The organism is Kitasatospora sp. NPDC002543, from assembly GCF_053594915.1.
The window spans coordinates 1-25858 of the sequence record NZ_JBSFWR010000076.1 but is presented as its reverse complement, the minus strand read 5'-3'; the positions used below and the strand labels follow the sequence as shown (position 1 = coordinate 25858).

Genomic DNA, 25858 nt, shown 5'->3' with positions numbered 1-25858 from the left:
GTCACCAGGTGACGGGCAGTGACCGCATGCCGTAGATGAACGAGTCGGTGCGGAACGCCAGCTCGTCGCGCGGGACGGTCAGGCGCAGCCCGGGCAGCCGCCGGAACAGGGTGGCCAGCGCGATCTGCAGCTCGGCGCGGGCCAGCGGCTGGCCCAGGCACTGGTGCACGCCGAAGCCGAAGGCCATGTGGCGGCGGGCGTCCCGGTCCAGGTCCAGTTGGTCCGTCGCCCGACGGCCGGCGCCGCCGAACATCTCCTCGTCCCGGTTGGCGGTGGAGAGCATCGCGATCACGCCCTCCCCGGCTCGGACGGTGGTGCCGCCCAGGTCCACGTCCTCCAGCGCCACCCGGGGCACCCCGGTGTGGATGATGGTGAGGAGGCGCAGCAGTTCCTCCACGGCGCCGGGCAGGGCGGCCGGGTCGGCGAGCCTGGCGATCTGCTCGGGCCGGTCCAGCAGCAGGGCGGTGGAGAGCGAGATCATGTTCGCGGTCGTCTCGTGCCCGGCGATCAGCAGCAGGATGCCGGTGGCGGCGACGTCGTGCGGGGTGAGGTCGTCCCGGACGGCGAGCCGGCTGAGGATGTCGTCCTGCGGCTCCGCCCGCTTGCGGGCCGCGAGTTCCTCCAGGTACGCCAGCATCTCGTCCCGGGCGTCCACGCGCTGCTCGAGCGTGAGGGCGTTGCTGAGCAGCGTCCGGCTGATGGTCTGGAAGAACCCGTGGTCCTCGTACGGGACGCCGAGCAGCAGGCAGATCACCAGGGACGGGACGGGCAGCGCGAAGTCGGCGACCAGGTCGGCCTCGGTGCGGCCCTCGGTCATCGCGTCCAGCGCCTCGTCCACGATCCGCTGGATGTCCGGGCGCATCGCCTGGACGCGCTTGACCAGGAAGTCCCCGGTGACCATCCGGCGCAGCCGGCCGTGCTCGGGGTCGTCGAGGTTCAGGAAGCTCGGGTTCTCGGTGATCCGCTCCCGGCTGCCGGCGACCAGCAGCGGGAAGGACGGGTGGCGCACGTCCGCGCTGAACCGGCGGTCGGACAGCACGGTGCGGACCTCGGTGTAGCCGGTGGCCAGCCAGCAGGACTCTCCGCCGGGCAGTTCGGCGCGGGTCAGCCGGGCGGTGGCGGCGGCCTCGGTGTACGCGGGCGGCGGGCCGAACGGGCAGCCGGCGGAGTGCCGGGCCGGCAGCGGGAGGGCTGGGACGGTGGGTGTGCTCGTCAAGGCGGGGTCTCCTTGCGTCGCGATGGTTCTCCGGTGGGGGAGGTGGTCGCCGGACGCCCGTCGGCCGTGGTCGCGGCCTCGGTCGCGGGAGCGGTGCGGGTTCGGTGGTGGCTTCGGTTCCGGTTCCCGTCGTGGCCGGGCCGGTCAGCCGTCGACCGAGGTGGCCCCGGTCTCCGTCGGCTCGTCCTCGACCACGGTGATGGCGCCGCCCGGGCAGAGCTGGGAGGCGAGTCTGAGATCCTCGAACTGGTCGGGCCGGAAGGTGGTCTGACGGAGTCTCACCAGACTGTCGTGGTCGTCCTGGTCGAACACCTCGGGAACGTTCGTGACGCACATCCCGGAGCTGCAGCAGCGGTCCCGGTCGATACTCACCCGCATGGTCGGGTACCTCTCGCCAGTGCGCCGCCGGCTGCCCGGCGGCCGCCTCTCGTTGTCATTGCCAACCTAACCGCCGCTGATCCGTCCACGGAGGGTGCGGTCACGGGATCGCCGAGAATGGCCGATTCGGTCCCCGTCGGAGCCGCCGGGAGGCGGGGCAGGTTTGAAGCGGCGCGACCGGGACGGTCGGGTGCGCGCCCCGGCACCCGGCCCCGGCCCATCGCCTCCGGCCCCACCCGGCGCCCGGTCCCGGGCGGTCGCCGGCCCGGCTCACAGCCCCTCGGCGGCGGCGATCTCCCGTACGGTCGCGACGGTATCGGCCTCGGCGGCGGACTTGTCCGGCCGGTAGCGCACCACCCGGGCGAACCGCAGGGCGAGACCGGCCGGATAGCGGGGGCTGCGCTGCACCCCGTCGAAGGCGATCTCGACGACCAGTTCCGGTCGGACCCGCACCGTCCGCTCGTCCCGCCCGGTCTCCCGGGCCAGCAGTTCCGTGGTCTGCCAGGCGAGCGTCCCGTCGGTCAGGCCCTTGAAGGTCTTGCCGAGCATCACCCACGGGCCCAGTCCCGGCTCGCCCGCGGCCCGGGCGCCCAGGTGCAGGTTGCTGAGGAAACCGTGCCGGCGCCCGCTGCCCCACTCGGCGGCCAGCACCACCAGGTCCAGGGTGTGCCGCGGCTTCACCTTGATCCAGCCCGCGCCGCGCCGCCCGGCCGCGTACGGGACGGCCGGGTCCTTCACCAGGACGCCCTCGTGGCCGAGCGCCAGCGTCTCGCGGAAGAAGGCCAGTGCCTGGTCCGGGTCCCCGGTCTCGACCCGGGCCACCCGCAGGCCGTCCGGCACCGCCCCGGCCAGCGCCGCCCAGCGCTCCCGGCCGGGGCGGTCCACCAGGTCCTCGCCGTCCCGGTGCAGCAGGTCGAAGAAGTAGGCGTCGAGCGGGACTTCGGCGCGCAGCCGGTCCGGGTCCCGCCGGGAGGCGGCGCGTGCGGCGGTCTCCTGGAACGGGCGCGGCCGCCCGTCCGGGCCGAGCGCGACCGCCTCGCCGTCCAGCACCGCCGACCCCAGCGGCAGCGCCAGCGCGGCCTCGACCACCTCGGGGACGCGGGCGGTGATGTCGTCCAGGCCGCGGGTGAACACCGCGACCTCCCCGCCCTCCCGGTGCACCTGCAGCCGGATGCCGTCCAGCTTCCACTCCAGCGCGGCCGGACCGGTGCGCTCCAGCGCCGTGGCCACGTCCGGCGCGGAGGCCGCCAGCATCGGCCGCACCGCCCGACCCACCTCCAGGCGGAACGCCGCCAGCGCCGCCTCCCCGCCGGTCAGCGCCGCCTCCGCCACCGCGCGGGCCGACCCCCGGAACATCACCGCCCGCCGCACCGCCGCCGCCGGCACCCCGGCCGCCCGCGCCACGGCGTCCCCGACCATCGCGTCCAGCGCGCCCTGCCGCAGGTCCCCGACCAGCACCGCCCGCAGGAACCCCTGCTCCACCGCGGTCGCCCGCGCGAACAGCCCGTGCAGCAGCCGCCGCCGCTCCGCCTGCGCGCCCGCCCCGTGCACCCCCGCGATCCGCTCCAGCTCCCGCTCCGCCTCCCGCACCCCGAGCGAGGCCTCCGCCGCGGGCTCCGGCAACCCCCGCAGCGCCGCCGGGCCGATCCCGGTCCGCAGCCGCTGCGACTCCCCGGACAGCAGCGCCACGGCGGCAGCCCCGTCCACCGGCCCCAACCCCCGCAGGCAGGCGGCCAGCAGCTCCGTCTTCGCCCGCCGCCCCGGCTCCGCCGCGACCTCCCGCGACACCGACGCCAACCGCGACAACCCCGGCACACCATCACCTCCACCCTCCTCAGCATCCGGCCCCGCCCCCGTCCCCGCACGACGACACCGGTCCTCGTGGCCGGCTGCCCGTCCCGCCCCCGCATGACGACGTCCACCCCCGGGACCGGCTGCCCGCCCCGCCCCCGCATGACGACGTCCACCCCCGGGACCGGCTGCCCGCCCCGCCCCCGCATGACGACGTCCACCCCCGGGACCGGCTGCCCGCCCCCGTCCACCGGCGCCGGCGTCAGGGAGGCGAAGCGCCGCCCGTCGGGTCCGGCCGGCCGCCTCGCGCGACCGCAGGGGCGGGGCGCTCCGCAAGGCGCCGGAGTGGCACAGCGGGCGGGCGGTCTTGGCCGGGGCGGTGATCAGGGGAGGACCGACGGGGCGTCATGCTGGGGGCTCGCACTGCCGCCCGAGTGATGGAGACCGAGATGAGCGACACCCCCACGACCGACTGGACGATCGGCGCGCCCGAGGCCGGTGACTACGCCGCCTGGCGTGAACTCTTCCGTGGGTACTGCGAGTTCTACCGGGTGGCGATCCCGGAGGAGAAGGCCGAGCTGGTGTGGTCCTGGCTGATGGACCCGGGGCACGAGCTCGCGGGGCTGCTGGCGCGGGACGGGGACGGCCGGCCGGTCGGCCTGGCGCACTACCGGCCGTTCGCGCGTCCGCTGCACGGGGCGGTCGGGTGCTTCCTGGACGATCTGTTCGTGGCGCCGGAGGTCCGCGGTGGCGGAGCGGTGGACGCGCTGTTGGGCCGGCTGCGGGAAATCGCGGCGGAACGTGGGTGGGTCACCGTCCGCTGGATCACCTCCGAGGACAATTACCGGGCCCGTGGCAAGTACGACCAGGTCGCCACCCGGACCAGGTTCATCACCTACGACATGGCTCCGGAGGCACCGGTCGGCTGAGCCCGCGGGCCGACCGCCGGACATTCGTTCGGAATTTCTGTTATCGGCGCCCCGCCGGGAGGTCTCCCCAGTGTCGGCACCCGACCAGTCGACCCGGAACAGAAAGCGTGGCCACGTGAACAGCGACGACAGGACGACCATCCTCCCGGCGAGCGGGGGCGGTGCCGGAAGCGACAGCGGGAGCGGAACCCGGGGCCGCTCCGGCGGCCGGGCGGCGCGGCGGGCTGCCGAGCGGCACACCGGTCGGGGCCGGCGCGGACGGCGGCGCGGCGGGATCGTCCCGGTGACCGCCGTCGTCGCGGCCGTGGCCGGCACCGGGCTGATCGCCGCGCTGGCGGGCGCGGGCTACGCGGCGTTCGGCGGCAAGCAGACCGACCGTGACATCGCGGGCCAGTCGCTGGCCGCCGACATGCTGATCGCCGCGGAGCTGGGTACCCACGAGGGCATCCAGGTGCCCGGCGCCGGGGGGACCAACCCGGACGTCCAGCCGGGGGCCGCCGCCACCACCGCCACCGCCGGTCCGACGGCCGCCCCGAGCACCCCGGCCGCGCCGGCCCCGGCCACCACCGCGCCGGCCGCCCCGACGGCTTCGGCCTTCGCCTCCCCGAGCGCCGCTCCCACCCCCACGGCCGCCGCGGCCAAGGCGACTCCGCCCCCCACCCGCACCACCGCTCCGGCCCAGACCGCCGCCAAGCGGGCCGCCGCCCAGCCTGCGGGCGGGGGCGCGTCCCCGTCGGACGCCCAGCAGGTCGTGAACCTGGTCAACGCCGAGCGTGCCAAGGCGGGCTGCGGACCGGTCAGCGCCGAGCCCCGGCTGGCGAGCGCGGCCCAGTCGCACAGCGACGACATGGCGGACCGCAACTACTTCGACCACGCCAGCCCCGAGGGCGACCACGCCGACCACCGGATCGAGGCGGCCGGCTACAGCTGGAGCACCTGGGGCGAGAACATCGCCCGCGGGCAGAAGGACCCGGCCGCCGTGATGGAGTCGTGGATGAACAGCCCCGGCCACCGGGCCAACATCCTGAACTGCTCGTTCAAGCAGCTCGGAGTGGGCGTGCGGACCGGCGCCAACGGCCCGTGGTGGACCCAGGTGTTCGCCGCCCCGGCGTGAGCCGGCCGTCGAGCGGCTGTCGAGCGGCCGCGAGTCGGCCGCGTACCGGCCACGAGCCCGCCGTGAGTCCGTCTTCGGGTGAACCGCGTCCGAGGTGAACCGCGCCCGCCCCGCGCCCGCCCGTTTCCGCACCTGACCGCGCGTTTCCGTACCTGACCGCTCGTGGTCCGGCCCGTTCCCACTACCGGGCCGGACCGACCGGTCCGGCCCGATTTTCCGATTCCGTGCACATTGTTGTTATCTGATCACTCCCCAAAGGTCTCCGAGGAGGCAGCGGCGGACGGAAACACGGCAAGACGGAGTGCGGACCATGAACGCTGATGTGCAGAACAGGACCGGGACCAGCCTGGTGCTCGCGGCGCAGGCAGGTGACCGGCAGGCCCAGGAGGCGCTGGTCGCCGCCTGGCTGCCGCTCGTCTACAACGTGGCCGGCCGCGCCCTCGGCGGCCACGCCGACGTGGACGACGTGGCGCAGGAGACCATGATCCGGGCCCTTGACGGCCTGGACGGGCTCCGCGACCCGGAGTCCTTCCGGTCCTGGCTGGTCGCCATCACCATGAACCAGGTGCGGCGCCGGCACGCCGCCGGCCAGCAGCAGCCGACCGTCGGAGGCCTGGACGAGACTTGGGAGGTCGCCGACCCGCGTGCCGACTTCACCGATCTCACCATCCTGCGCCTCGGCCTGTCGGGCCAGCGCCGCGAGGTGGCCGAGGCCACCCGCTGGCTGGACCCCGACGACCGCGAACTGCTCGCCCTCTGGTGGCTGGAGGCCGTCGGCGAACTGACCCGCGCCGAGCTGGCCGAGGCCCTCGACCTGAGCCCCCAGCACACCGCCGTGCGCGTGCAGCGGATGAAGAAGCAGCTCGAAGCGGGCCGTGTCGTCGTCCGCGCGCTCTGCGCGTACCCCCGCTGCCCCGGGCTGACCGAGCTCACCGCGGGTTTCGACGGCACCCCGAACTCGGTCTGGCGCAAGCGCATCGCCCGTCACATCCGTGACTGCGCCGACTGCGGCGGTCTCGGTCGGGACCTGTTCCCGGCCGAGGGGCTGCTGGCGGGCCTCGCCCTGGTGCCGATCCCGCTCGGCTCGCCCGTGCTGCTGCACTTCCAGCACACCGCGGCCGCCGTCGCCTCCTCGACCGCCGCCGCCGGAGCGGGCTCCGGAGCGGGATCGGGTGCCGGGGCCCATGCCGGTGGCGCGCACGCGGGAGCGGCAGGGCACGGCGGTTGGGCCGGCACCGCGGCCCGCAAGGCCGTCCTGGTGAGCGGCGCCGCCGCGGCCGTCGCCGTGACCACCCTCGCCCTGGTCTGGCCGCAGACCGACGGGCCGTCGCAGGGGGCGGCACCGGAGCCGACCGCCCCGGCCGCGGCCCTGGACGCAACCGCTGCGGCCGCCGCACCCGTTGCCGTCACCCCGACGCCGACCCCGACACCCGGCGAGACCCCGGCACCTACGGAGACCCCGACGGCGACGGCGGCGCCCACACCGACGCCGACCGCGATCCGTTCCGCCTCCGCGACACCGCAGGGCAACCCGGAGCGCCAGCTGGTCGACCTGGTCAACGCCGAACGTGCCAAGGCCGGTTGCGCCCCGCTGCGGATCGATCCCCGGCTGCACGGCTCGGCCCAGAAGCACGCGGACGACATGGCCACCCGCGCCTTCTTCGACCACGTCAACCCGGACGGCGTCCGAACCGAGGCCCGGATCACCGCCGCCGGTTACCGCTGGTCCCAGTGGGGCGAGAACCTCGACCGGGGGCCGACCACTCCGGCCGCCGTCTTCGCCCGCTGGATGGACGGCGGAATCCACCAGTCCAACATGCTCGACTGCGGGTTCAAGGACATCGGCGTCGGCTTCGCCACCAGCTCCGCCGGCACCCCGTACTGGACCCAGGACCTCGGAGCCCCGCTGTCCTGAGCCGTCCCGAGCCGCCGGACGGGACTACGCGGGCGTGGCCGCCACCAGTCCGTTCGCCGAGCCGGTCACGTAGCCGGTGGCCTCCCCGAGGACGCCGCCCGCGTCACCGACCTGCCCGGGCGCCACGTCCGGAGCGCTGCTCAGCGGCCCGGGCAGCCCCTCCTGCCCGCCCAGGGCACTGGCATGCGCACTCGGCGCGGTGAGGGAGGCCACGACGCCAACGGCGAGCGAGGCGACGGCGAGCATGCTGCGCTTCTTCATGGCCGGTCCAACGACGCTGCGCCGGAAGGGTTACGGCCCACCGCGCCCGGCCGCCCCCGCCGCCCCGCCCCGCCTCGCCGCCGCGAACGGCGCCGGCCACGGGACCGGCCCCGGCACGGTGCGCGCGGCCGGGGTGGGAAACGCCACACTCCGGGGTCCTGAGCGTGCCGGTGCTCGCCGCCCGGCCGGCGGCCGTGGACACTGATCGCCGTGACTGACGTGCGTGAAACCCTGGACTACCAGACCTTCGGACGAGCGGTGCGCGAACTCGCGCAGACGATCGCCGACGACGGATACGAACCCGACCTCGTCCTGAGCATCGCCCGCGGCGGCGTGTTCGTGGCGGGCGGCCTGGCGTACGCGCTGGACTGCAAGAACATCCACCTGGTGAACGTCGAGTTCTACACGGGTGTGGGCACCACCCTCGACATGCCGATCATGCTGGCGCCCGTTCCCGCCGCGATCGACTTCACCGACAAGAAGGTCCTGATCACCGACGACGTCGCCGACACGGGCAAGACCCTGAGGCTCGTGCACGACTTCTGCCTCGACCACGTCGCCGAGGTCCGCTCCGCCGTCATCTACGAGAAGTCGCACTCCCTGGTGAAGTGCGAGTACGTGTGGAAGCGCACCGACGACTGGATCGACTTCCCGTGGTCGGCGGAAGGACCGGTCGTCAGGCGTGACGGCCAGGTGCTCGACGCCTGACCGGACAACGACGCTCCCTCCGGCCCGTACCTCCCGTACCCGTGGCGCCGGAGACCGTCATACCCGGGTATCACGGGGGACTTGATACCCGGGTGTGACGGTCTCCGCCCCTCCTCGTCCGTACCTTCGCCCCTGTTCGGAGCGAGACGGAACCCACGAGGAGGAACGGCGATGAACAGGCGGGGACGGGCCGTGGCGGCGGTGCTGCTGGCGGCGACAGCGACAGCGACGGCGACGGCGGGCGGGGTCGGCGCACCGGGCGCGGTGGCGGCGCCGGAGCGGGGCACCGGGCAGCAGGCCAGGGCCTGGCTGCCACGGCCCACCGGGCCGTACCCGGTCGGCACGACGTCCCTGCAGCTGACGGACGACCGCCGGGACGATCCCTGGAAGCCGGGGCAGCCCCGCAGGCTGATGATCAGCCTCTGGTACCCGACCACCCGGCCCGCCACCGGCGACGACCGCGCGCCGTACATGCTCCCCGCCGCCGCCGAGCACTTCGGCAGTGCCGGGAGCGCCGCCCAGAGCGCCCACGGGTTCGAGCCCGGCCGCACCGACTGGGCGGGCATCCGCACCCACGCCCGGGCCGGCGCGCCCGGGCTGCCCGGCGGCAAGCGGCCCGTCGTGCTGTACTCGGCGGGCTTCGGCGACCCGCGCACCTGGGGCACCGGCCTGGTGGAGGACCTCGCCTCGCGCGGCTACACCGTCGTCACCGTCGACCACACCTACGACGCCTCCGAGGTCGCCTTCCCCGACGGGGACCTCGCCACCTCCGTCCTGCCCGCGCTGATGGCCCGGCCCGGCGCCGACATGGGAGCCCTGCTGCGCAAGACGCTGCAGGCCAGGGTCGACGACACCCGCTTCGTCCTGGACCGGCTCGCCGGGCTGCGCGACGACGAGCGGCTGCCGGTCGGCCTCGCCGCCTCGCTCGACCTCGACCGGATCGGCATGGTCGGCCACTCCGGGGGAGGCTCCACGGCCCTCCAGACCATGCACGACGACCCGCGCGTCAAGGCCGGCGTCAACATGGACGGCCAGCTGCACTTCCCCGGCCCGGACGGGAGGACCGGCGTCTTCCCGACCAGCGCCGCCGAGGACGGTCTGACCCGGCCCTTCCTGCTGATGGGCACCGGGGCCGACGACTCCGGCAGCTACCACCGGCAGCCCGGCTGGGACGCCCTGTGGCGGCACAGCACCGGCTGGCACGCCGACGTGACCCTCACCGGCTCCCGCCACGGTTCCTACACCGACGCCCAGTCCCTGCTGCCCCAGCTCGCCCGCCAGGGCGCGATCGGCGCGGAGACGCTGACCGACGACCTCGGCGACGTCCGCCCGGACCGTGCGGTGGCGGCCACCCGCTCGTACGTCGCGTCGTTCCTCGACCGCTGGCTGCGCGGCCACGACGACCACCTCCTGGACGGCCCCTCGCCGAGCTTCCCCGAGGTCGTCCACGAGCGGTGAGCGGGACCGGACCGGAGCGCTCCCCTGTGACCCGGATTACTTGTGTCACGACACATGTGTTGTGTAACGTGTCCGATATGAACGCTTTGGAGAAGAATCCGACCCTGGTCTTCGTGCCGTGCTTCTCCGGCGCTCCGTGGAGCGCCGAGCAGCTCGCCCCCTACGGCGACGCGCCCCGGCGGACGCTGCGCCTGCCCGAAGGCGTCGACGACATGGAGCGCTACGCCGACCACGTGGAGGAGGTGGTCGCGGACCTGGACGACTGGGTGCTGATCGGCGACTCCTTCGGCGCGAACATCGCGCTGGCGCTCGCCACCCGCCGCCCGCAAGGCCTGCGTGCCCTCGTCCTGTCCGGCGGCTTCGCGGCCAACCCGGTCACCTCGAAGCCGTGGAAGGCCCTGATGCGGGTGATCGGCAAGGCCCGCGGCCCGCTCTACCGGCAGCTGACGCTGCGGGCCCACGCCCACCGACTCGCCTCCCCGTTCGACGGCGAGGGGCAGGTGCCCTGGAGCGAGGAGCGCAGCCGCGAACTGTTCCTCGCCAACACCCCGGCCGCGTCCTTCGGCGCGCGCGTGCGGGCCGTCCTCACCGCCGACTACGTCGACGCGCTCGGCCGGGTCCGGGTCCCGACCTTGATCCTGTCGCCCTCGCACGACGTGCTGATCGGCGAGGACGCCGCCAAGATCATGCTCGACGGCATCCCCGACGCCCGGGAGGTCGTCCTGCCGCGCACCGGCCACATGTTCCGCTTCTCCCACCCGGCCACCTACGCCGGCGCGGTCGAGGACTTCCTCGCCGCCGTCCTCCCCGGATTCCGGGCGGGTGCCGGTGCGTAAGGCCGAACACCTGCGGTTCGCGATCCTGGCGGCCCAGCGCGAGGGCAACCGGCTCCTGATCCAGGCCCTCAAGCCCCACGGCATCACCCCGTCCCAGGCCGAGGTGCTGCGCCTGCTCCAGCAGCACGGCACCTTGAGCCTGAGCGGGCTCGGCCAGCTCCTGGTGTGCGAGAGCGGCACCAACCCCAGCCGGCTGGTCGACCGCGTCGTCGCCGCGGGGCTGGTCGAGCGCCGCACCGACGCCGAGGACCGCCGCTACGTCCATCTCAGCCTCACCCCCGAGGGCGTACGCCTGGCCTCCGAGGTGGCCGGCATCGAGGAGTTCCTCTACGCCGCGATGGACGCCGCCTGCGAGGGCCTGGAGGTCGACTCGATGCTCGCGTTCCTCCACAACTTCATCGACCCCCTACCCTCGGGCGAGGCCCTCAACAAACGCCTCGACCTCGATTGAGGCCACAGCCTCGACCAACGCCACCACCGCACGGGAGCCGGCGGCCGCGCGCCGGACCAAGGACCGACCATGCGATTCGAGAACACCCTGACCATCCACGCGCCCGTCGGCGAGGTCTTCGCCTACCTCGCGCGGCCCGAGAACCTCCCGCGCTGGAACTACGCGCTCGACCGCACCGAGCAGACCTCCCCGGGGCCGATCGGCGTCGGAACGACCTGCGGAACTGGGTCAGGCCCAGAACTCCCGCAGGGCGGCGTTGACGGCGGCCGGCTCCTGGGTGTGCGGGTAGTACCCGGGCACCCGTAGGAGGCGGCCGCCGAGGGAGTCCGCGAGGGACTCGGCCACGGCCATGAGGGGGAGTCCCACGTGCTCCCGGTACGCGGCCGGCGCGCGTTCCCAGGTCCCGCAGATCACCAGGACCGGCAGGGCCGCGTCCAGGATCGGCTCCAGCGGGATCTCCGCCTCCCAGACCGGCCGCTCTCCCATGGAGGTGGCGACGGCGCGGAGCCGGCGCGGCGTGGGCTCGGGCATGTCCATCCCCAACCCCTCGGTGGACGCCCGCAGGTACTGCTCCGGCGTGACGCCGTCCAGGGCCCCCGGAGCGCCGTCGCGCACCCGGTCGAGGAGGGCGGCGACGACCGGATGGCGCGCGGCGGCGGTGAAGGCGGAGGGCTGGACGAGGGCGAGGGAGCGGACCAGGTCGGGTCGGCGCGCGGCGGCGATGAGCGCGGAGACGGCGCCGTTCCCGTGCCCCACGAGATGGGCTCCGCCGAGCCCCGCGGTGGCGGTCGCGTCACCGAGGACCTCCACGACGTCACCGGCGTCGACGTCGAAGTCGCTGCGCGCGGTGTCCGGGCTGTCGCCGTAGCCCCGCCGGTCCATCAGGAGGAGCCGTCGGCCGTCCGCGAGGGGCCGCTGCCCGGCGAACCCGTACGCCGGGTCGCTTCCCCAGGTGAAGATGGTGTGGACGAAGACGGCCGGGGCGGCGGGGGCCGTCGGGGCCCCGCCAGTTCCGGCCCGATCGCGGTCGTCCCACACGGTCACGTGCACATCCATGGTCCGCTCTCCCGGAGTCGAGGAACACCGACTCCCGGGAGACTAGCCCCGTCCCGCCCCGCACCGGTGGGCGGGACGGAGCCCGGTACGGCGTCCGGTCAGGACAGCAGCTGCGCGGGGATGTCGGTGGCCCGGGTGTACACCGAGATCGGGAGCTGGGTGTCGCAGTACTTGTTCCCGGTGGAGACCACCCCGATGACCACGCCGTCGGCCACCAGCGGCCCGCCCGAGTCGCCCTTGCAGATGCTGTCCGTCGTGCCGGTCCGCGGCAGGGCGCAGACCTTGAGCAGCGGCGAGTCGCCGGGCGAGGTGTACGGGTCGCACGAGGCCGGCGGAGCCAGCGTCAGCTGCGCCTTCTTGAGGTGGGTGCCGGGCCCGTCCGAGCCGGTGCGACCGAAGCCCAGCGCCGTGGCCGTGCGGCCGTACCGGTAGAGCGCCGCGTCCCCCTTCCGGGCCACCCGCACCGGTGCCTGCGGCAGCGGACGGTCCAGGGTGATGACGGCGGAGTCGTGGTCCAGGGCGGAGGTGTAGCGCGGATCCACCCGGTAGCCCTTCACCCGGCGGACCTGGCCGCCGGATCCGGTCAGGTCGGTCCGTCCGGCGATCACCCGCAGCGAGCCCGGGTCGTCCGACTCGGCCACGCAGTGGCCGGCGGTGAGCACCTTGGTCGGCGCGATCAGCGCGCCGGTGCACCACTGCTCGCCCGTGGCGGTCTCCAGGGCCACGACGAACGGGTGGGCCTTGGTCGTGGTGTCCGATCCGCCGTGGACGGCGGCGGCGGGGGCGGCCCCGGCGGCCAGCAGGCCGACGGCTCCCAGCAGGACGGCGATCGGGCGTCGGTTCGTGGTGCGCACGGCAGGGATCCTTCTGGGTCGAGTGGTCCGCGGCGGGGTGTCCGCCGCCGCGGCGGCGCCCGGTGACCGGGCGGCCGGCGGCCCGGCCCGGTGCCGGTCGCCGCCGGACCGAAGACTGTCCCGGAATCCGTCCCGCGCGCCAGGGCTGCCCGGCGATCCGGGACGCTGGAACGGTGAAACCCGCTCTGACCTGCGCGTTCCATGCCCCCTGGAACGCCGCGACGGGACGGGCGGGCGAGCGGCGCCGCGCTTGGCCGGTCCCGTACGGGGGCTTCCGGGCGGTCAGCGCGGCCGGCGGTTCGGGGCCGACCCCGCACCGAGCGCGTGCAGCAGCACCCCCTGCTCGGACACCTCGGCCCGGACCTCGGTCAGGTCCGTCACCGACGCCGCGAGCACCCCGGGAGGCAGGTCGGACAGGCCGTCGCCCAGGCCGACGCAGCGCATCCCGGCCGCCAGGGCCGCTTCGACCCCGGCCCTGGCGTCCTCGAAGACCACGCACGCCGCGGCCGGAGCACCCAGCGCCGCCGCGCCCTTGAGGTAGCCCTCCGGGTCCGGCTTGCCCCGCTCGAAGTCCTCGGCGGCGAGCAGGACGTCCGGCTCCGGCAGCCCGGCCGCGGCCAGCCGCCCCCGGGCGACCTCCCGCGTCCCCGAGGTGACGATGCCCCAGCGGCCGGGCGGCAGCGAGGCCAGCAGGGCCGGGGCGCCGGGGACGGCCCGGATCCCCTCGAAGTCGTGCTCCTCCAGCCCGGCGATGACGCGCGCCTCGTGCGCGGCGTCCAGGTGCGGGGCGACCAGGGCGATCAGGTCGATGTCCCGCCGCCCGTACGACCTGGCCACCGCCTCGTCGTCGTCCAGGCCGTGTCCCACGGCCCAGGCCCGCAGGATCCGCTCGATGAGCGGCAGTGAGTCGACCAACACGCCGTCGAGGTCGAACAGCACGCGCTCGCAGGCGATCGTGCTCATGCGGTGTCACTCATCCTTCCGTACCGGTGGTGTCGAGGCGCCAGACCTCTGCGGGACCGCCGGTCTCCGCCCGCCGCAGCGGCAGCGGGAGCCGGTCGCGCCCGAAGAGGAGCGTCGAGGCGATCGTCCTGCCGAGCGCGCCCGCGTCGTGCCGCCCGAGCCGCGCCGACTCCTCGGGCGGGAGGTCCGGGTGGGACACCTCGACGACCCGGCAGGGGAGTGCCGCGAGGCTCGCGATGTACCGGATCCGGGGCGCGTGGTAGTCGGAGGTCACCAGCAGGACCTCGTCCAGGCCGTGGTGCCGCGCCAGTTCGCGGGTGAACAGGACGTCGTCGTAACTGTGACGGGTCTCCAGGCAGGCGAGGACGGGGGGCCGCCCGCCGGGCCGTGCGGCCAACCAGGCGGCGCAGTGCCGCCAGTGCGGCTGGTCCGTGGTGTTGAACTGCGCGCCGAAGCCCCCGGTCAGGACCAGGTGCGTCCCGGGGGCGTCCAGCAGTTCCACGGCGCGGCGGGTGCGGGTCCGGGCGATGCCGGTCAGCACGCCGTCGGCGTCGTTGGGCGCCGCGAGGACGACCACGGCCCGCCGCCCGTTCCCCCTCGGTGGGGCCTGCGGGGCCGGCGGGGCCTGCTGCCCGGCGACGGCGGCGACGGGCGCGGGCGACGCGGGTGGGGCTGCGGGTGGGGGCCCGGCGGGGTGCTGGTCCAGTGCCGCCAGGTACTCCCGGAAGAGCGGCCCGTCCGCGCGGGTCCGCAGGTCCGTCAGCTCGGACCAGTCGACCGAGAGCCCCACCCCGCCCGACATGGTCAGGGAGGTGCCGGTGACGGTGACGGTGCCCCCGCGGAAGCGCGTCAGCAGGTCGGCCGGCAGCCGGATCCGGAGCCGGGTGGCGGGGGAGTCGCCCCACCAGTGGCCCAGCAGGTCGTCGGCGCCGAAGACCAGTCCGAAGTCCGTGCGGTAGGCCGTACGGTCGGGGGGTCCGCCGCCGGTCACGGTCACCTGGACCGCGAGACGGGCCCGCCGGTCGTCCGGCGCGCAGAACGGCAGGGTCCGCTCCACGGCTTCGAACAGTGGGTCCACGGTGCCCCCAGGCTCAGGAGTCGGCGAACTGACGGTAGTGCACGACCGTCTGCTCCAGGTCCGAGGCCCTGAACTCCGGGTGCCAGCCCAGTGCGTCCCAGCCCTCGCCCTTCGCGACCAGGTCGGCGCTCCGGGTCTCGCCCTTGCGCATCGGAAGGTACTCGATGCCGGCCTTGGACCCCGTCACCTCCAGGACCATCCGGGCGACCTCGTTCACCGTGAAGGAGACGCCGGTGCCGCCGTCGAAGACCTCGCGGTCGCCGAAGCCGAGCGCCTCGACGAGCATCCGCCCGAGGTCCGCCGAGTACACCAGGTCGACGGTCTGCTCGCCGTCGCCCCAGACCGGGATCGGCCGGCCGCTCCACGCCCGCACGGCGAAGGTGGGCACGATCTTCTGCACCCCGTAGTGCTTCTGTCCCTCACCGAAGGCGTTGAAGGCGCGCACGTGGCTGACCGGGACGTCGAAGTTGGCGTGCCAGGCGTAGGAGAGGTTCTGTGCGCACTGCTTGGTGGTCTGGTAGACGTTCTGCCACACCTGCGGCATGGTGATGCCGACGAACCTCGCACCGTTCGCGCGGCACGCCTCCAGCACGCGGTAGGTGCCCTTGATGTTGACGTCGATGGCGTCCTCGACCGAGGAGAAGAGCTCCTCGGTGCCGAGGATCCCCGCGAGGTGGATCACCCCGTCGACGCCCTCGAGCGTGGGCCTGAGTTTGTCCTCAAGCAGGTCGACACCGGAACTGCGGTCGACGGAAACGGCCTCGTGGCCCTGTTCCCGCAGATACCGCATGGCATAACGGCCGATGAATCCGTCGCCGCCGGTCACCGCATAGCGCATGTCATTCCTCCGTCTCGGCATGGAAAGGGATGAGTGCATCGCAGTACGTAGTAGCAGTATCTTTATGGCAGACGGCGGTCGACCCGGAAAGGGGACACGAGTCCGTCGATCTGTCACCCAAAAGGGATGTTTCGACTGGAAGACAGACGGATGAGGTGGGCGAAATATCCGATTTGATGCCCGCTGGCACCGTACGGCCCGTGATACACATCACGGAACGTGCCCGTTTGACGTTGCGCCTCCCCAGCCGCCACCAGGCTCGTTGGGAATCCCCCGCACCACCCGCCCCAGACCGGCAGGAGCAACAGTGCGCGCAGGCATCAAAACGGCCGAAGGCTATTTTCCGGCCCTTTTCCTCCTGTTCCTCGTGGGAATTTCCCAATCCAGCACGGGACCGCTGCTCCCGTTGTTCGAAAGGCGCTACTCCTCCGGTGCGGCGAACGTTCCCTACCTGATCACCGCCTACTTCGCCGGCTGTCTGGCGGCCATGGCGATCGCCTCGGCCGTCCGGTCCGTCGGCCGCCGGATGCTCCCGGTCGCCACCGTCGTCTACGCCGCGGGCTGCGCCGGGATCTTCCTCTCCGGGAACCTCGCCGTCGGCCTCGTCGCCTGCGTGCTCGCCGGATTCGGGGCGGGGAACGTCGTGCTCACGGTGAACGACGTCTTCGCCCGCCAGGACGACGGCGTGGGGATGGTGAACCTCCTCAACGGGGTGTTCGCCCTGGGCACCGTGGCCGGCCCCCTGCTGGCCGGAGCCTCCCTCACCTGGGGCCGGCCCTACGGGTTCCTCCTGGTGGCCGCCGGAGCGGTCCTCTGCCTCCGGGTGACCAGGGTCGCGGCCTGGAGAACCCGAGACGAGGGCCCTGACGGGAACGCGCCGAAGGGGCTCGGCAGGAACACGCTGGCGGGCTTCCTGCTGCTCTACCTGGGATACGGAGGGCTGGAGACCGGGATCGGCGCCTGGGCCGCCAAGGACATCCAGAGCCAGGGCCACACCGCGGCCGTGGCGGCGGGCATCGTCGCGGTCTTCTGGGGTGCCACCGCGGTGTCGAAGTTCGGCACGGTGGCCCTGGCCCGCAGGGTCACGACGGCGAGCCTGGTCATCACGGGCCTCGCCGGGACCAGCATCGCCCTCGCCGTCGCGTCACTGCCGCACGGCGCGGTCGCCGGATACCTGCTCGCCGGACTGGCGCTCGGGCCGGTCTTCCCCACCGGTCTCGCCTGGCTCGCCCAACGCGGCGGGGACCGCCGGTCGGTGGGACTCGTCATCTCCTCCTCGATGACCGGCAGCATCCTCTTCCCGGCGGCGATCGGCTGGTTCGTCGCCTACGACGTCCGAACCATCCCCTGGGGGCTGGCCTTCGTCGGGGCCTTCGCGGTCCTCGCGGCCGTCGCCGTGCACCGCACGGCCGCCGGGGCGCGCCGCGCGCCGGTCGGCACCGGCCTCGGGGACCGACGGACGGCCGGGTAGCGGCACGGGTGCCGAGCCCGGCGGTGCGGGCGGCCGCGACCGCCCCGCCGGGCCGCGCGTGGAACGCGACGGGCCCGCCGCCGACGGTTCTCGGCGGCGGGCCCTGGCTGCCGACATGAGCCCTCGTCACTCGATCGGCAGTGAACTCCGGGGCGTCCTGGTACTCCAGCGCGACTTCGCGATCTACGTGCCTGCGGGGACGGAGAGCCGCCGCCGGTAGTGGCTGCGAGGTGCCGAAGCTTGGTGACTTCTGCGCCGGTCTGGACGCCCGCTGAGCCGCGGCCCTTCTTCTTTCGGCAGGGGTGAATTCGCGACAGGTGACATGTCACACCCTATTGATAGCTCCGCCGGTCCTGTGAGACGGTGCGTCACGCGCTTCGGATGCCTCCCCACCTTCCGACGTCCGTGGCGCTCCGTTCGCGTTTCCCCCACAAAGGAATAGACGATGCGTCCGCTCTCAGGCATGCCCAGGCTGCTGGCCGCAGCTGCCGCGGCAGGCACCGTCCTGCTCGGCATATCCGCCGCGCCGAGCCAGGCCGCCCCCACGCCGGTCACCCCCGCACCGGTCGCCGCCAGCCCCCAACAGCCGTCCGGCAGCTCGTCGGACGTTCCCGGCAGTCCGTTCGCCGATCCCGAGAGCCCGGGCGCGCCGCAGGCCCGCCGGCTCACGGCCGCGCAGCTGCCGCTGGTCAACCCGCCGTCCGTCACGGCGCCGGCGGAGACCGGCCCGGACAAGGGCCTGGCCAAGGCCGCACCGCGCGCGCTCGCGGCGGAGCCGGTCGCCACCCAGTCGTGCACCCCGGCCGACTTCGCCGCCAGGACCGGGGCCGCTCTGGTGTCCTACGTCAAGGCCTCGACCCCCCAGTGCATCGGCTCGCTGTTCTACACCGCGGGAAGCCCGTACGCCTCGGCCCTGTTCCGCCAGAGCCAGATGGCGACGATGGCCGACGCCTTCCAGAGCGCCGCCGCCTCCTACCCCGGCGACAACTCCGCCGCCACCTGGCAGGTCGTCCTCTACCTGCGCGCGGGCTACTACGTGCAGGACAAGGACCTCGCGCACGTCGGCCCCTACGACGCGACGCTGACCGCCGCCGTGACGCGCGGCATCGACGCCTTCCTGGCCGCCCCGCACGCCGCGGACGTCACCGACGCGAACGGCCAGGTCGCCAACGACGTCATCATCCTCACCGACAGCGCCGGTCAGCAGGGCCGCTACCTGAACACCTACCGGCAGGTGCTGAACGGCTACACCAGCGCGTACGACAGCTCGAAGAACCTGCTCACGTACGTCAACAGCGCCCTCGGCGCGCTGGACCGGGGCCACGAGAGCAAGTCCTTCGCCGACGCGGTGACCGCGGACCCGGGCATCATCGACACCCTCGACGCGTTCACCCGCACCCACCACGACCTGCTCGGAACCTACCCCGGCTTCCTGGTCTCCAACGCCGCCATCGAGCTGACCCGGTTCGTCAAGTACCCGGCGTTCCAGGCCAGGATCCGCCCGCTGGCCAAGGCCCTGCTCGACAGCTCGTCGATGACCGGCCCCACCGCCCCGCTGTGGGTCGGCACGGCCAACACGGCCGCCTTCTTCGACAAGGACCAGTGCTCCTACTACGGCGTCTGCGACCTGAAGCAGCGGCTGACCAAGGCCGTGCTGCCGATCAGGCAGACCTGCAACGCCACCCTCACCGTCCTGGCCCAGGACCTCACCGCGGCCGAACTCGCCGCCGTCTGCGCCGACCTCAAGGGCGAGGACGCGTACTTCCACGGCCTCGTCCGCGACAACGGCCCCATCCCCGGCCAGTACGAGTCGTCCGTGCAGCTCGTGGTCTTCGCGAGCCAGGCCGACTACCAGACCTACGCCGGCGCGATGTACGAGGCGAACACCAACAACGGCGGGGTCACCCTGACCGGGACCCCGAGCGACCCGGCCAACCAGCCGGTCTCCCTCATGTACCGGCACCCGAACGAGAACGGCTTCACCGCCCGGATCTGGAACCTCAACCACGAGTACGCCCACGTCCTGGACGCCCGCTACGACATGAAGGGCGATTTCTACCAGCAGACCAGCGTGCCCGACCTGTGGTGGATCGAGGGCGTCGCCGAATACGTCTCCTACACCTACCGCGGCGTCACCGACCTCAACGCGGTCGCCCAGGCCCCCAAACACACCTACGCGCTCAGCACCCTGCTCCAGAGCACGTACCTGAACAGCGACGTCGTCCGGACCTACCACTGGGGCTACCTGGCCGCCCGCTACATGATCGAGCGGTACCCGGGCGTCGTCCAGACCATGCTCGGCTACCTCCGCACCGGCGACTACGCCCGCGCCTACGCGTACTACAACGGCATCGGCACCGCCTACGACGCCGACTTCACCAGGTGGGTCGACACCTGCGCCACCGACACCTGCCTCACCGCGGGCACCCCGAAGGCGGCCTTCGACGCCACGACGCGGGGCCTGAACGTTCAGCTGACCGACCGCTCCACCGAGACCGCCGGCAAGGGCAGCATCACCGGCTGGGCCTGGAACTTCGGCGACGGCACCACCGGTACGACGGCCTCCCCGTCGAAGTCCTACCGCGCTGCCGGTACCTACACCGTCACCCTCACCGTCACCGACAGCAACGGCAGGACCGCCACCGCGACCCGGACCGTCACCGTCACCGCGCCGGCCGCACCCGCGGCCTGCACCGACCCCGACGCCCGGAAGCTGGACTACAACTGCTTCCGCACCGGCCGCTCCGCCGACGCCGGAAGCTCGGACCAGATGTACATCTACATGCCGGCCGGCACCACCACGCTGACCGTCTCCACCACCGGCGGCACCGGGACCGCCTACCTCTACTACAGTCCGGACCGCTGGGCCTCCAACGCGGACTACGCCGCCTCCTCCACGAACGGTGGCACCACCCAGACCGTGACCGTCACCAACACCACGGCCGGCTACCGCTACATCACCCTCTACGGCAAGACCGCCTTCAGCGGCGTCACCGTCACCACCCAGTACTGACGCGGCGCGTGGGCCCGGATGCCCTGGCTCACGCATCCCCGGGGATGCGTGAGCCAGGGCATCCATCCGGGTCTCCGTGGCGGACGAGGTCCATGCGGGCCGCCGCGGCGGCCGAGCCCAGGATGTCGACAACTCCCGGGCTGTGCATTCACATCGATGAAGCGTCAGCAGGTCACCGGAACTTCCACCACCGGCCGAGTGCCCCATGGGCCGCTTCCCTGCACCGTGAAGGTCGCACGCACTGTCGAACCGCACGGGGCGGTGGCGGTGAAGCCGTCCACCCGGATCCCGGTGGAATGGAACGGCGTGCTCCCGCTCACGGAGCCGAGCGAGTTGCCGCCGACCACCTCGGCCGACAGATCGGTGTACAGAGTCTGCCACGACACCGGCCCGTCGGGCGGGCCGGCAAGGCCGATCTTCCCGTAGATCACGATGCTGCTGCCGGTGACGTCTGCGCAGGCGTAGGTCGCCAACCCGGCCTGGAGACTGTACTTGCACGTCGTGGCCGTGGCGGTGTCAGTGCCGGTCGCGGCGGCGAAGGTCGGCACGGGCGCCGTGAGCAGGGCGGCGGCCCCGGCGGCGCCCACCGCGATGCGGGTGATGCGGTTCATCGGCCCTGCCGGGTCAGCTCGGTCACGACCTGTCGGCCGATGAAGCCGGTGCCGCCGACGACCGGGACCCGTGGTGGCGTCACGGGTGCCGTCAGTCCTTGTGGGTGGGGGCGGCCGGGCGGTCGAGGATGAGGTCGCCGGCCCGGGCGAGGACCTCGGCGCGGGTGCGGCCGGGGTGGTCGGCGGCGAGGAAGTGGTTGCCGATGGCCACGCAGAAGGCCAGCAGGCTGCGGGCCTCGATCTCGGCGGGGTCGGTGCAGACGGTGCCGATGGCCGCGCGCAGCAGTTCCATGCGCCGGTTGTCCACGCGGCGCAGGCGCTCGGCGACGGCCGGGTCGCGGCGGGCCCAGTCGCGGACGGCGAGGTCGATGGGGCGCAGGCGGTCGGAGAAGGTGAGGTGTCCGGCGAGGCGGGCCCGGTCCAGGGTGTCCGTCACCTGGTGCTCGATCCGGTCGAGGACGTCGTCGGTGGCCTCCCACTCCCAGGTGTCCAGCATCTCCGTCAGCAGGGCGTCGCGGTCGGCGAAGTAGCCGTAGAACCCTCCCTTGGTCACACCGAGGGACTTGGCCAGGGCCTCGACGCGGACGGCGTCCACGCCGCCCGCGGCCAGTGCCCGCAGGCCTTCCTCGACCCACTTCTCTCGTGGTGTGCGCAACGCGCCCATGGTGTGACCCGCCTCACGGTCCCGAGTGTTGTACGAAGCCGTACAACAGTCCTAGCCTCTGGTTATACGCAATCGTACAACGCAAGGGGGAAGCATCATGTCGTTCGGTTTCGTCGCCTACCACTACCCGAGGCCCGAGAGCGTCGAGGAGTTCGTCGGCCGCTGCCACCGGGTCCGCGAGGTGCTGGCCGCGCAGCCGGGATTCCTGCGCGCCGAGGTCTGGGTCACCCCCGGGGGCGACGCCGTCGTCACCACCGGCGAGTTCGGGGCCCAGGAGGCGTTCCAGGGGGCCTTCGCCGCGGTGGCCCGGGAGGCGGGCGAGGCGGTCGTGTTCGACGAGCGCGAGGTCAGGCCCCGCGAGGTGCACACCCTGCTGTCGCGGTGAGGGAGCGAGCCCACCCCGGGCGGGCCGGGGCGTGAACCCGGCCCGTCACAGGTGCCGGAGCAGGTCCCGTCCGCACCGCCGGGACCTGCTCCGGGTCGAGGGCCTCGGTCAGCAGGCGGCCGTAGCGGATCTTGCGGCCCGACTTCGTGCCGAGGAAGCGCCGCATCCGCTGCTGCGGCGGACGGTCCCGCTGGGCGGGCTGGCGCACGAAGGTCCGCCAGGCCGGGAGGTCCCCCTCGGTCCGGAGGACCTCCTCGACCTGCGGCACGCCCAGCGTTCGGATCAGCTCGTCCTCCAGGTCCGCCGTGCACACGAAGATCCCGTCAGCCGTCCCGCCGGCCCGTTCGAGCCCCCGCTCGTAGAAGCCCTGTTCGTTCTCGTCGCACAGCCCGGCCAGGCGCAGCCCCAGCCCCGCCGGCCCGAGCAGGCCGGCGAACCGCCCGACGTTCATCGCCCCGCCCATCGGCAGGACGCAAACCCCCTCGGCGGCCAGGTCCCGGCCGTGGCGCGCGGCCAGCGCCTCGACGGCCTCGAGGTCGCTCGGCCCCTCCAGCAGCACGGCCGTCCGCACGCCCAGCAGCTCGGCCGACTCGGCCGCCGTGGCGCCGGATCCCCCCGCCGCCCAGCCGATGGCCGCCTCCCGGAACGTCCGCATGTCCGCCATGCGGCGATTCTGCCCCCGCCGGGGCCGGTCCGGCCACGGACTTTCCGCCGCGGGCAGGTCCACGGGCCTCGTCCGACGGGTCACCGGACAGTGGGCGCGGTCCCCGAGGGAAGAGCCGGGAGCCGGGGGCCGGGAGCCGGGAGCCCGCGCCGCGGGCCGGGCTCACCGATCGCGCAGCAGGGCGTGCAGCGGAAGGGCCGCCGCCTGTGCCGCGGGCCGACTCAGGTGCAGGGCCGTGTGGAAGCAGCCGTCGGTCTCCTCGCCGCGCGGGTCGTCGCCGGCCGCGGACACCGCGGCGAGGGCGTACCGCTGTTCGTCGGGGTCGGTGAAGCGCCGCTGGCGGTAGGTGCGGGAGGTGTCCTTCTCCGTGGTCATGCCCAGTGCGGCCAGCCCGTCGGCGGTGTCCCGGTAGGAGCCCGTTCGCAGGACGAACGCGGCCACCCACGGCAGCTCCCTTCGGCCCTCCAGCAGCGGACGGAAGGTGCGGGCGGACAGGAAGCTCGACCCGCCCGTCACGGTGATCAGTCGGGTGCCGCGGGTGGCCCGGTGCAACTCCGGGCTGGGCGGGGCGGTTTCGAGGTTCTCGACGAACCCCTCGTCGAGCAGGCCGACGGCTCGGCCGTAGGCGACGGCCGGCGCGGCGATGTCGAGGCCGACGGCGGGCACGGCGTCCGTACGGCGGCGCGCCGCGTAGTACGCGCGGTCCGACTCGATCAGTTCGGCGGCGGTCAGCTGGGCGACCTGCGGCGAGGTGTAGCGCTTGTACAGCTCGTCCAGCGTGACATGGTGGTTGAGCAGGGCCGCGTTGACGCCGTACGAGCAGCAGAGTCCAGGACGGTGGCCGGTGGCTCGCTGCCCGGGCGTTCGGGGACTCCGGGAGCTTCCGCCGCTTCGGGAGGGCCGACCAGCGGCAGGAGGCCGCGGAAGACCCGCTGGGCGTGATGGAGCGCGCCCCGGTGGCAGTTGTGCGAGTCAGCGCTTCTCGGGGGCCTGCGCGGCCCGGGACCAGGGGGCGGCCCACAGGGGGAGCACCTCGACGGCGCCGGCGCGGCCGCGGGCGGGGAGCTCGCCGGTGCGCCCGGTCGCGGTGGCCGGTCCGACGGTCGTCGGGAAGGAGGTCATGCTCGTCACGGAGGTCATGTACGGCAACGTACCGGTGGGCACTGACACTGACGCCCTGTCGGGCGGCGCGGAGGAGCACACGGAGACGTTGGACGGCCCGCGAGCCGACCGGGGCTCTGCCGGGCGGCGGGCGGGCCGTGGGAACCACCATGGCCCCACCCGCCCCTGCCGGTCAGGGGCGCGCGGTGCGCGACCGGACGCACGGCGGCGCGCCGGGCGTGCACCAGCAGTCCCAGCCGCGCCGTCAGGGCGTCCCGGAGCCGCGCGCCACCACGGGCACGCCCGCCCCTGCGGCCCCACCCCCGGAAACCGGGCCCCCGGAAGCCGGGCCCCCGGGAACCGGCCCGCCGGGAGCGGTCGCCCCCGGAGCCGCCCCCACCAGGCCCACCGGGCCGACCACCCAGTCCGGGTGCCCCGGCATCGGCGGCGTCCGCAGCCCGTACAGCCAGTCGTCGAGGAAGCCCCGCAGGTCCTGCCCGGACACCGCCGAGGCCGTCCGCATGTAGTCCTCGGTGGTCGCGTTCCCGGACCGGTGCGCGGCGAGGAAGGCGCGCTCGATCCGCTCGAAGGCCGCCGCCCCGACCTTCTCCCGCAGCGCGAACAGCACCAGCGCGCCGCCCTTGTACCGCTGTCCGCCGAAGAGGTTCGCGGCGGTGGGGGAGGCGACCGGCCCGGAGTCGTGCCGCCACTGGTCGCCCAGCCCGTAGAGGTGGTGCATCCGGTCGGCCAGCGTGGCGTCGCCCTCCTCCGGCCACCCGCGCTCGTAGCGGTAGACCAGCTCGTAGAACTCGGCGTGGCCCTCGTTGAGCCAGAGGTCGGACCAGGTGGCGGGGGAGACGCTGTTGCCGAACCAGGAGTGGACGACCTCGTGCCTCATGTGCGAACCGATGGCCGGCTCGGGTTGACGCAGGAAGTTCGGCTTGTACAGGGTGAGCGTCTGGGTCTCCAGCCCGGTGAAGGCGAACGCGGCCGGATCGTCGGTGTTGACCGGCAGGAGCCCGTACGTCTCGAACGGGAAGGCGCCCAGGTGGGCCTCGGCCCAGGCGAGTTGGCCGGGGGTGAGGGCGAGCGCGGGCTCCAGCTCGGCGGCGCGGGCGGTCGGCACCACGTCGCGCAGCGGCAGGCCGTGCGGGCCGGTGCGCCGGCGCACGGTGTAGTCGCCGACGGAGACCTGGACCAGTTCGGTGGCCATCGGCTCGCGGGAGGCGTACCGGCGGGTGGTGCGGCCGTCGCCGAGCCGTTCGGTGGCCGTCAACTCCCCGTTGGCGACGCCCAGGAGGGCGTCGGGGGCGGTCACCGCGATGGTGAACCGGGCCTTGTCGCTCGGGTGGTCGTCGCACGGGAAGACGGTGTGCGCGCCGTTCGGCTGGCCGGCCACCGCGAAGCCGTCCGGGGTGGGGATCCAGCCGGTGTGCGGCACCCGGGCCCGGGGGTCGGCGGTGTACTCGACGGTCAGCCGGGTGACGGCGCCCGGGAGGAACGGCGCGGCCGGAGTGACCGTCAGCTTCTCGTCGTGGGTCGCGAAACCCGCCGGCCGCCCGTCGACCCGGACGGCGCGCACGGCCAGCCCGAGCGCGTCCAGCTCCAGTCGGGCGAGCGTGCGGTCGGGCCGCAGGGTGAGCACGGCCGTGCCGTCCACCGTCCGGGTGTCGGCGCGGTAGTCGAAGGCCAGGTCGTACCCGAGTGTCCGGTAGCCGGTGTTCCCGAGCGAGGGGAAGACCGGGTCGCCCAGCCCGTCGGCGGCGCCGGCCGTCGGCACGCTCGCGGAGAGCAGCACCGCACTGAGCGCGAGCGACGGCACGAGACCGGTGCGGGGCCGGGAGGAACGGGGCCGGGACGGCCGGGACCTCGACGAGCGGGGCCTGAGCAAGAGGGATCACCGCACTTCACGGGCGGGAGCGGGAGCGGAGGCGGGGACCGCCGGAACGGGCGGGCCTGGCCACGGATGCTAGGGCGTGTCTGACAATTCCCGCCGGGCGTGCGACGCCGGGGCACGCACCTCGCCGCGTTGTCGTCGGTCGCCAATGCTCCGCAGTGGCTCCCTCCTCCGCCTTGCGATGCACGCACCCCAACGCCGCACGC

The 25858-nt window shown here is 73.9% G+C and carries 26 protein-coding genes; 11 read left to right on the top strand and 15 right to left on the bottom strand.

Translation table 11 applies throughout. The annotated features are described in order from the left end of the window. Position 1: 1 nt before the first annotated feature. The 3 genes from ACWD4P_RS27100 to ACWD4P_RS27090 all read right to left on the bottom strand — a co-directional run bounded on the left by ACWD4P_RS27100 (position 2) and on the right by ACWD4P_RS27090 (position 3409). Positions 2-1216 carry a cytochrome P450 gene (locus tag ACWD4P_RS27100; RefSeq protein ID WP_449781387.1) on the bottom strand — a complete coding sequence of 405 codons (1215 nt, stop codon included), beginning with the start codon at positions 1214-1216 and terminating at the stop codon, positions 2-4. Positions 1217-1360: 144 nt separating this feature from the next. Beyond that, positions 1361-1594 (bottom strand): ferredoxin, encoded by a 234-nt coding sequence (locus tag ACWD4P_RS27095; protein ID WP_359831416.1) that lies wholly within the window; start codon positions 1592-1594, stop codon positions 1361-1363. Positions 1595-1864: 270 nt separating this feature from the next. After that, complete coding sequence (locus ACWD4P_RS27090; protein WP_449781386.1) at positions 1865-3409, bottom strand: ATP-dependent DNA ligase; 1545 nt, start codon at positions 3407-3409, stop codon at positions 1865-1867. 425 nt (positions 3410-3834) lie between these two features. On the opposite strand from ACWD4P_RS27090, the gene ACWD4P_RS27085 reads away from it, so the two are divergent. The 3 genes from ACWD4P_RS27085 (at position 3835) to ACWD4P_RS27075 (ending at position 7343) form a co-directional block, all read left to right on the top strand. Further along, entirely contained in the window at positions 3835-4314 is a 480-nt protein-coding gene (locus ACWD4P_RS27085; protein WP_449781385.1) for an N-acetyltransferase family protein, read from the top strand. Between the two features lie 283 nt (positions 4315-4597). Beyond that, on the top strand, positions 4598-5428 hold the full coding sequence (locus tag ACWD4P_RS27080; protein WP_359831115.1) for a CAP domain-containing protein: 831 nt from the start codon (positions 4598-4600) through the stop codon (positions 5426-5428). Positions 5429-5738: 310 nt separating this feature from the next. After that, positions 5739-7343: a sigma-70 family RNA polymerase sigma factor gene (locus ACWD4P_RS27075; protein ID WP_449781384.1), complete on the top strand. Its 1605-nt coding sequence runs from the start codon at positions 5739-5741 to the stop codon at positions 7341-7343. Positions 7344-7367: 24 nt separating this feature from the next. Here ACWD4P_RS27075 and ACWD4P_RS27070 read toward each other — a convergent pair whose 3' ends face one another. Then, complete coding sequence (locus ACWD4P_RS27070; RefSeq protein WP_359831111.1) at positions 7368-7604, bottom strand: hypothetical protein; 237 nt, start codon at positions 7602-7604, stop codon at positions 7368-7370. 210 nt (positions 7605-7814) lie between these two features. Between ACWD4P_RS27070 and ACWD4P_RS27065 the strand changes: the two genes are divergently transcribed. The 5 genes from ACWD4P_RS27065 to ACWD4P_RS27045 all read left to right on the top strand — a co-directional run bounded on the left by ACWD4P_RS27065 (position 7815) and on the right by ACWD4P_RS27045 (position 11363). Beyond that, positions 7815-8312, top strand: a complete 498-nt coding sequence (locus ACWD4P_RS27065) for a phosphoribosyltransferase (protein ID WP_359827810.1) — start codon at positions 7815-7817, stop codon at positions 8310-8312. A 171-nt stretch (positions 8313-8483) separates the two neighbouring features. Further along, a complete protein-coding gene (locus ACWD4P_RS27060) occupies positions 8484-9770 on the top strand; it encodes an alpha/beta hydrolase family protein (protein ID WP_449781383.1) in 1287 nt (428 codons plus the stop codon). A gap of 77 nt (positions 9771-9847) precedes the next feature. Next, on the top strand, positions 9848-10606 hold the full coding sequence (locus ACWD4P_RS27055; protein WP_449781382.1) for an alpha/beta fold hydrolase: 759 nt from the start codon (positions 9848-9850) through the stop codon (positions 10604-10606). Next, a complete protein-coding gene (locus ACWD4P_RS27050) occupies positions 10593-11057 on the top strand; it encodes a MarR family winged helix-turn-helix transcriptional regulator (RefSeq protein ID WP_449781381.1) in 465 nt (154 codons plus the stop codon). The genes ACWD4P_RS27055 and ACWD4P_RS27050 overlap by 14 nt, the downstream gene beginning before the upstream one ends. Before the next feature lie 69 nt (positions 11058-11126). After that, positions 11127-11363: an SRPBCC family protein gene (locus ACWD4P_RS27045; RefSeq protein WP_449781380.1), complete on the top strand. Its 237-nt coding sequence runs from the start codon at positions 11127-11129 to the stop codon at positions 11361-11363. Here the strand turns inward: ACWD4P_RS27045 and ACWD4P_RS27040 are convergent. The 5 genes from ACWD4P_RS27040 to ACWD4P_RS27020 form a co-directional block, all read right to left on the bottom strand. Continuing rightward, positions 11286-12113: an alpha/beta fold hydrolase gene (locus ACWD4P_RS27040; protein WP_449781379.1), complete on the bottom strand. Its 828-nt coding sequence runs from the start codon at positions 12111-12113 to the stop codon at positions 11286-11288. The genes ACWD4P_RS27045 and ACWD4P_RS27040 overlap by 78 nt on opposite strands. Positions 12114-12211: 98 nt before the next feature. Next, entirely contained in the window at positions 12212-12967 is a 756-nt protein-coding gene (locus ACWD4P_RS27035; RefSeq protein ID WP_449781378.1) for a S1 family peptidase, read from the bottom strand. 282 nt (positions 12968-13249) lie between these two features. Continuing rightward, positions 13250-13930 carry an HAD-IA family hydrolase gene (locus tag ACWD4P_RS27030; RefSeq protein ID WP_449781377.1) on the bottom strand — a complete coding sequence of 227 codons (681 nt, stop codon included), beginning with the start codon at positions 13928-13930 and terminating at the stop codon, positions 13250-13252. Between the two features lie 10 nt (positions 13931-13940). Further along, a complete protein-coding gene (locus ACWD4P_RS27025) occupies positions 13941-15008 on the bottom strand; it encodes a YdcF family protein (RefSeq protein WP_449781376.1) in 1068 nt (355 codons plus the stop codon). Between the two features lie 13 nt (positions 15009-15021). After that, positions 15022-15846 carry an NAD-dependent epimerase/dehydratase family protein gene (locus ACWD4P_RS27020; protein WP_449781375.1) on the bottom strand — a complete coding sequence of 275 codons (825 nt, stop codon included), beginning with the start codon at positions 15844-15846 and terminating at the stop codon, positions 15022-15024. A gap of 307 nt (positions 15847-16153) precedes the next feature. On the opposite strand from ACWD4P_RS27020, the gene ACWD4P_RS27015 reads away from it, so the two are divergent. Both ACWD4P_RS27015 and ACWD4P_RS27010 read left to right on the top strand, forming a co-directional pair. Then, positions 16154-17317, top strand: coding sequence for an MFS transporter (locus tag ACWD4P_RS27015; protein WP_449781374.1), 1164 nt, complete (start codon positions 16154-16156; stop codon positions 17315-17317). 445 nt (positions 17318-17762) lie between these two features. Further along, entirely contained in the window at positions 17763-20330 is a 2568-nt protein-coding gene (locus tag ACWD4P_RS27010) for a collagenase (protein WP_449781373.1), read from the top strand. A gap of 164 nt (positions 20331-20494) precedes the next feature. On the opposite strand, the gene ACWD4P_RS27005 is transcribed toward ACWD4P_RS27010, so the two are convergent. Further along, positions 20495-20941: a hypothetical protein gene (locus ACWD4P_RS27005; protein ID WP_449781372.1), complete on the bottom strand. Its 447-nt coding sequence runs from the start codon at positions 20939-20941 to the stop codon at positions 20495-20497. Between the two features lie 91 nt (positions 20942-21032). Further along, positions 21033-21605, bottom strand: a complete 573-nt coding sequence (locus tag ACWD4P_RS27000; protein WP_449781371.1) for a TetR/AcrR family transcriptional regulator — start codon at positions 21603-21605, stop codon at positions 21033-21035. A gap of 97 nt (positions 21606-21702) precedes the next feature. On the opposite strand from ACWD4P_RS27000, the gene ACWD4P_RS26995 reads away from it, so the two are divergent. After that, a complete protein-coding gene (locus ACWD4P_RS26995; RefSeq protein WP_359827788.1) occupies positions 21703-21990 on the top strand; it encodes an antibiotic biosynthesis monooxygenase in 288 nt (95 codons plus the stop codon). Here ACWD4P_RS26995 and ACWD4P_RS26990 read toward each other — a convergent pair. From ACWD4P_RS26990 to ACWD4P_RS26975, 4 genes are all read right to left on the bottom strand, one after another. Next, entirely contained in the window at positions 21953-22654 is a 702-nt protein-coding gene (locus ACWD4P_RS26990; protein ID WP_449781370.1) for a TOPRIM nucleotidyl transferase/hydrolase domain-containing protein, read from the bottom strand. The genes ACWD4P_RS26995 and ACWD4P_RS26990 overlap by 38 nt on opposite strands. A 162-nt stretch (positions 22655-22816) precedes the next feature. Continuing rightward, the gene (locus ACWD4P_RS26985) at positions 22817-23320 is read right to left on the bottom strand and encodes a hypothetical protein (RefSeq protein WP_449781369.1); all 504 of its coding nucleotides are present in this window, start codon (positions 23318-23320) and stop codon (positions 22817-22819) included. A 306-nt stretch (positions 23321-23626) separates the two neighbouring features. Beyond that, positions 23627-23794, bottom strand: coding sequence for a hypothetical protein (locus tag ACWD4P_RS26980; protein WP_449781368.1), 168 nt, complete (start codon positions 23792-23794; stop codon positions 23627-23629). 226 nt (positions 23795-24020) lie between these two features. Continuing rightward, positions 24021-25577 carry a M1 family metallopeptidase gene (locus ACWD4P_RS26975; protein ID WP_449781367.1) on the bottom strand — a complete coding sequence of 519 codons (1557 nt, stop codon included), beginning with the start codon at positions 25575-25577 and terminating at the stop codon, positions 24021-24023. Positions 25578-25858: the final 281 nt, after the last annotated feature.

Excerpts from the sequence above, each read along its gene's own strand:
- ACWD4P_RS27075 (WP_449781384.1), top strand. The coding sequence starts at position 5,739 with ATGAACGCTGATGTGCAGAACAGGACCGGGACCAGCCTGGTGCTCGCG.
- ACWD4P_RS27060 (WP_449781383.1), top strand. The coding sequence starts at position 8,484 with ATGAACAGGCGGGGACGGGCCGTGGCGGCGGTGCTGCTGGCGGCGACA.
- ACWD4P_RS27030 (WP_449781377.1), bottom strand. The coding sequence starts at position 13,930 with ATGAGCACGATCGCCTGCGAGCGCGTGCTGTTCGACCTCGACGGCGTG.
- ACWD4P_RS27085 (WP_449781385.1), top strand. The coding sequence starts at position 3,835 with ATGAGCGACACCCCCACGACCGACTGGACGATCGGCGCGCCCGAGGCC.
- ACWD4P_RS27070 (WP_359831111.1), bottom strand. The coding sequence starts at position 7,604 with ATGAAGAAGCGCAGCATGCTCGCCGTCGCCTCGCTCGCCGTTGGCGTC.
- ACWD4P_RS26990 (WP_449781370.1), bottom strand. The coding sequence starts at position 22,654 with ATGGCGGACATGCGGACGTTCCGGGAGGCGGCCATCGGCTGGGCGGCG.
- ACWD4P_RS27020 (WP_449781375.1), bottom strand. The coding sequence starts at position 15,846 with ATGCGCTATGCGGTGACCGGCGGCGACGGATTCATCGGCCGTTATGCC.
- ACWD4P_RS27000 (WP_449781371.1), bottom strand. The coding sequence starts at position 21,605 with ATGGGCGCGTTGCGCACACCACGAGAGAAGTGGGTCGAGGAAGGCCTG.
- ACWD4P_RS26995 (WP_359827788.1), top strand. The coding sequence starts at position 21,703 with ATGTCGTTCGGTTTCGTCGCCTACCACTACCCGAGGCCCGAGAGCGTC.
- ACWD4P_RS27045 (WP_449781380.1), top strand. The coding sequence starts at position 11,127 with ATGCGATTCGAGAACACCCTGACCATCCACGCGCCCGTCGGCGAGGTC.
- ACWD4P_RS27040 (WP_449781379.1), bottom strand. The coding sequence starts at position 12,113 with ATGGATGTGCACGTGACCGTGTGGGACGACCGCGATCGGGCCGGAACT.
- ACWD4P_RS27010 (WP_449781373.1), top strand. The coding sequence starts at position 17,763 with ATGCGTCCGCTCTCAGGCATGCCCAGGCTGCTGGCCGCAGCTGCCGCG.
- ACWD4P_RS27005 (WP_449781372.1), bottom strand. The coding sequence starts at position 20,941 with ATGAACCGCATCACCCGCATCGCGGTGGGCGCCGCCGGGGCCGCCGCC.
- ACWD4P_RS27055 (WP_449781382.1), top strand. The coding sequence starts at position 9,848 with ATGAACGCTTTGGAGAAGAATCCGACCCTGGTCTTCGTGCCGTGCTTC.
- ACWD4P_RS26980 (WP_449781368.1), bottom strand. The coding sequence starts at position 23,794 with ATGACCTCCGTGACGAGCATGACCTCCTTCCCGACGACCGTCGGACCG.
- ACWD4P_RS27095 (WP_359831416.1), bottom strand. The coding sequence starts at position 1,594 with ATGCGGGTGAGTATCGACCGGGACCGCTGCTGCAGCTCCGGGATGTGC.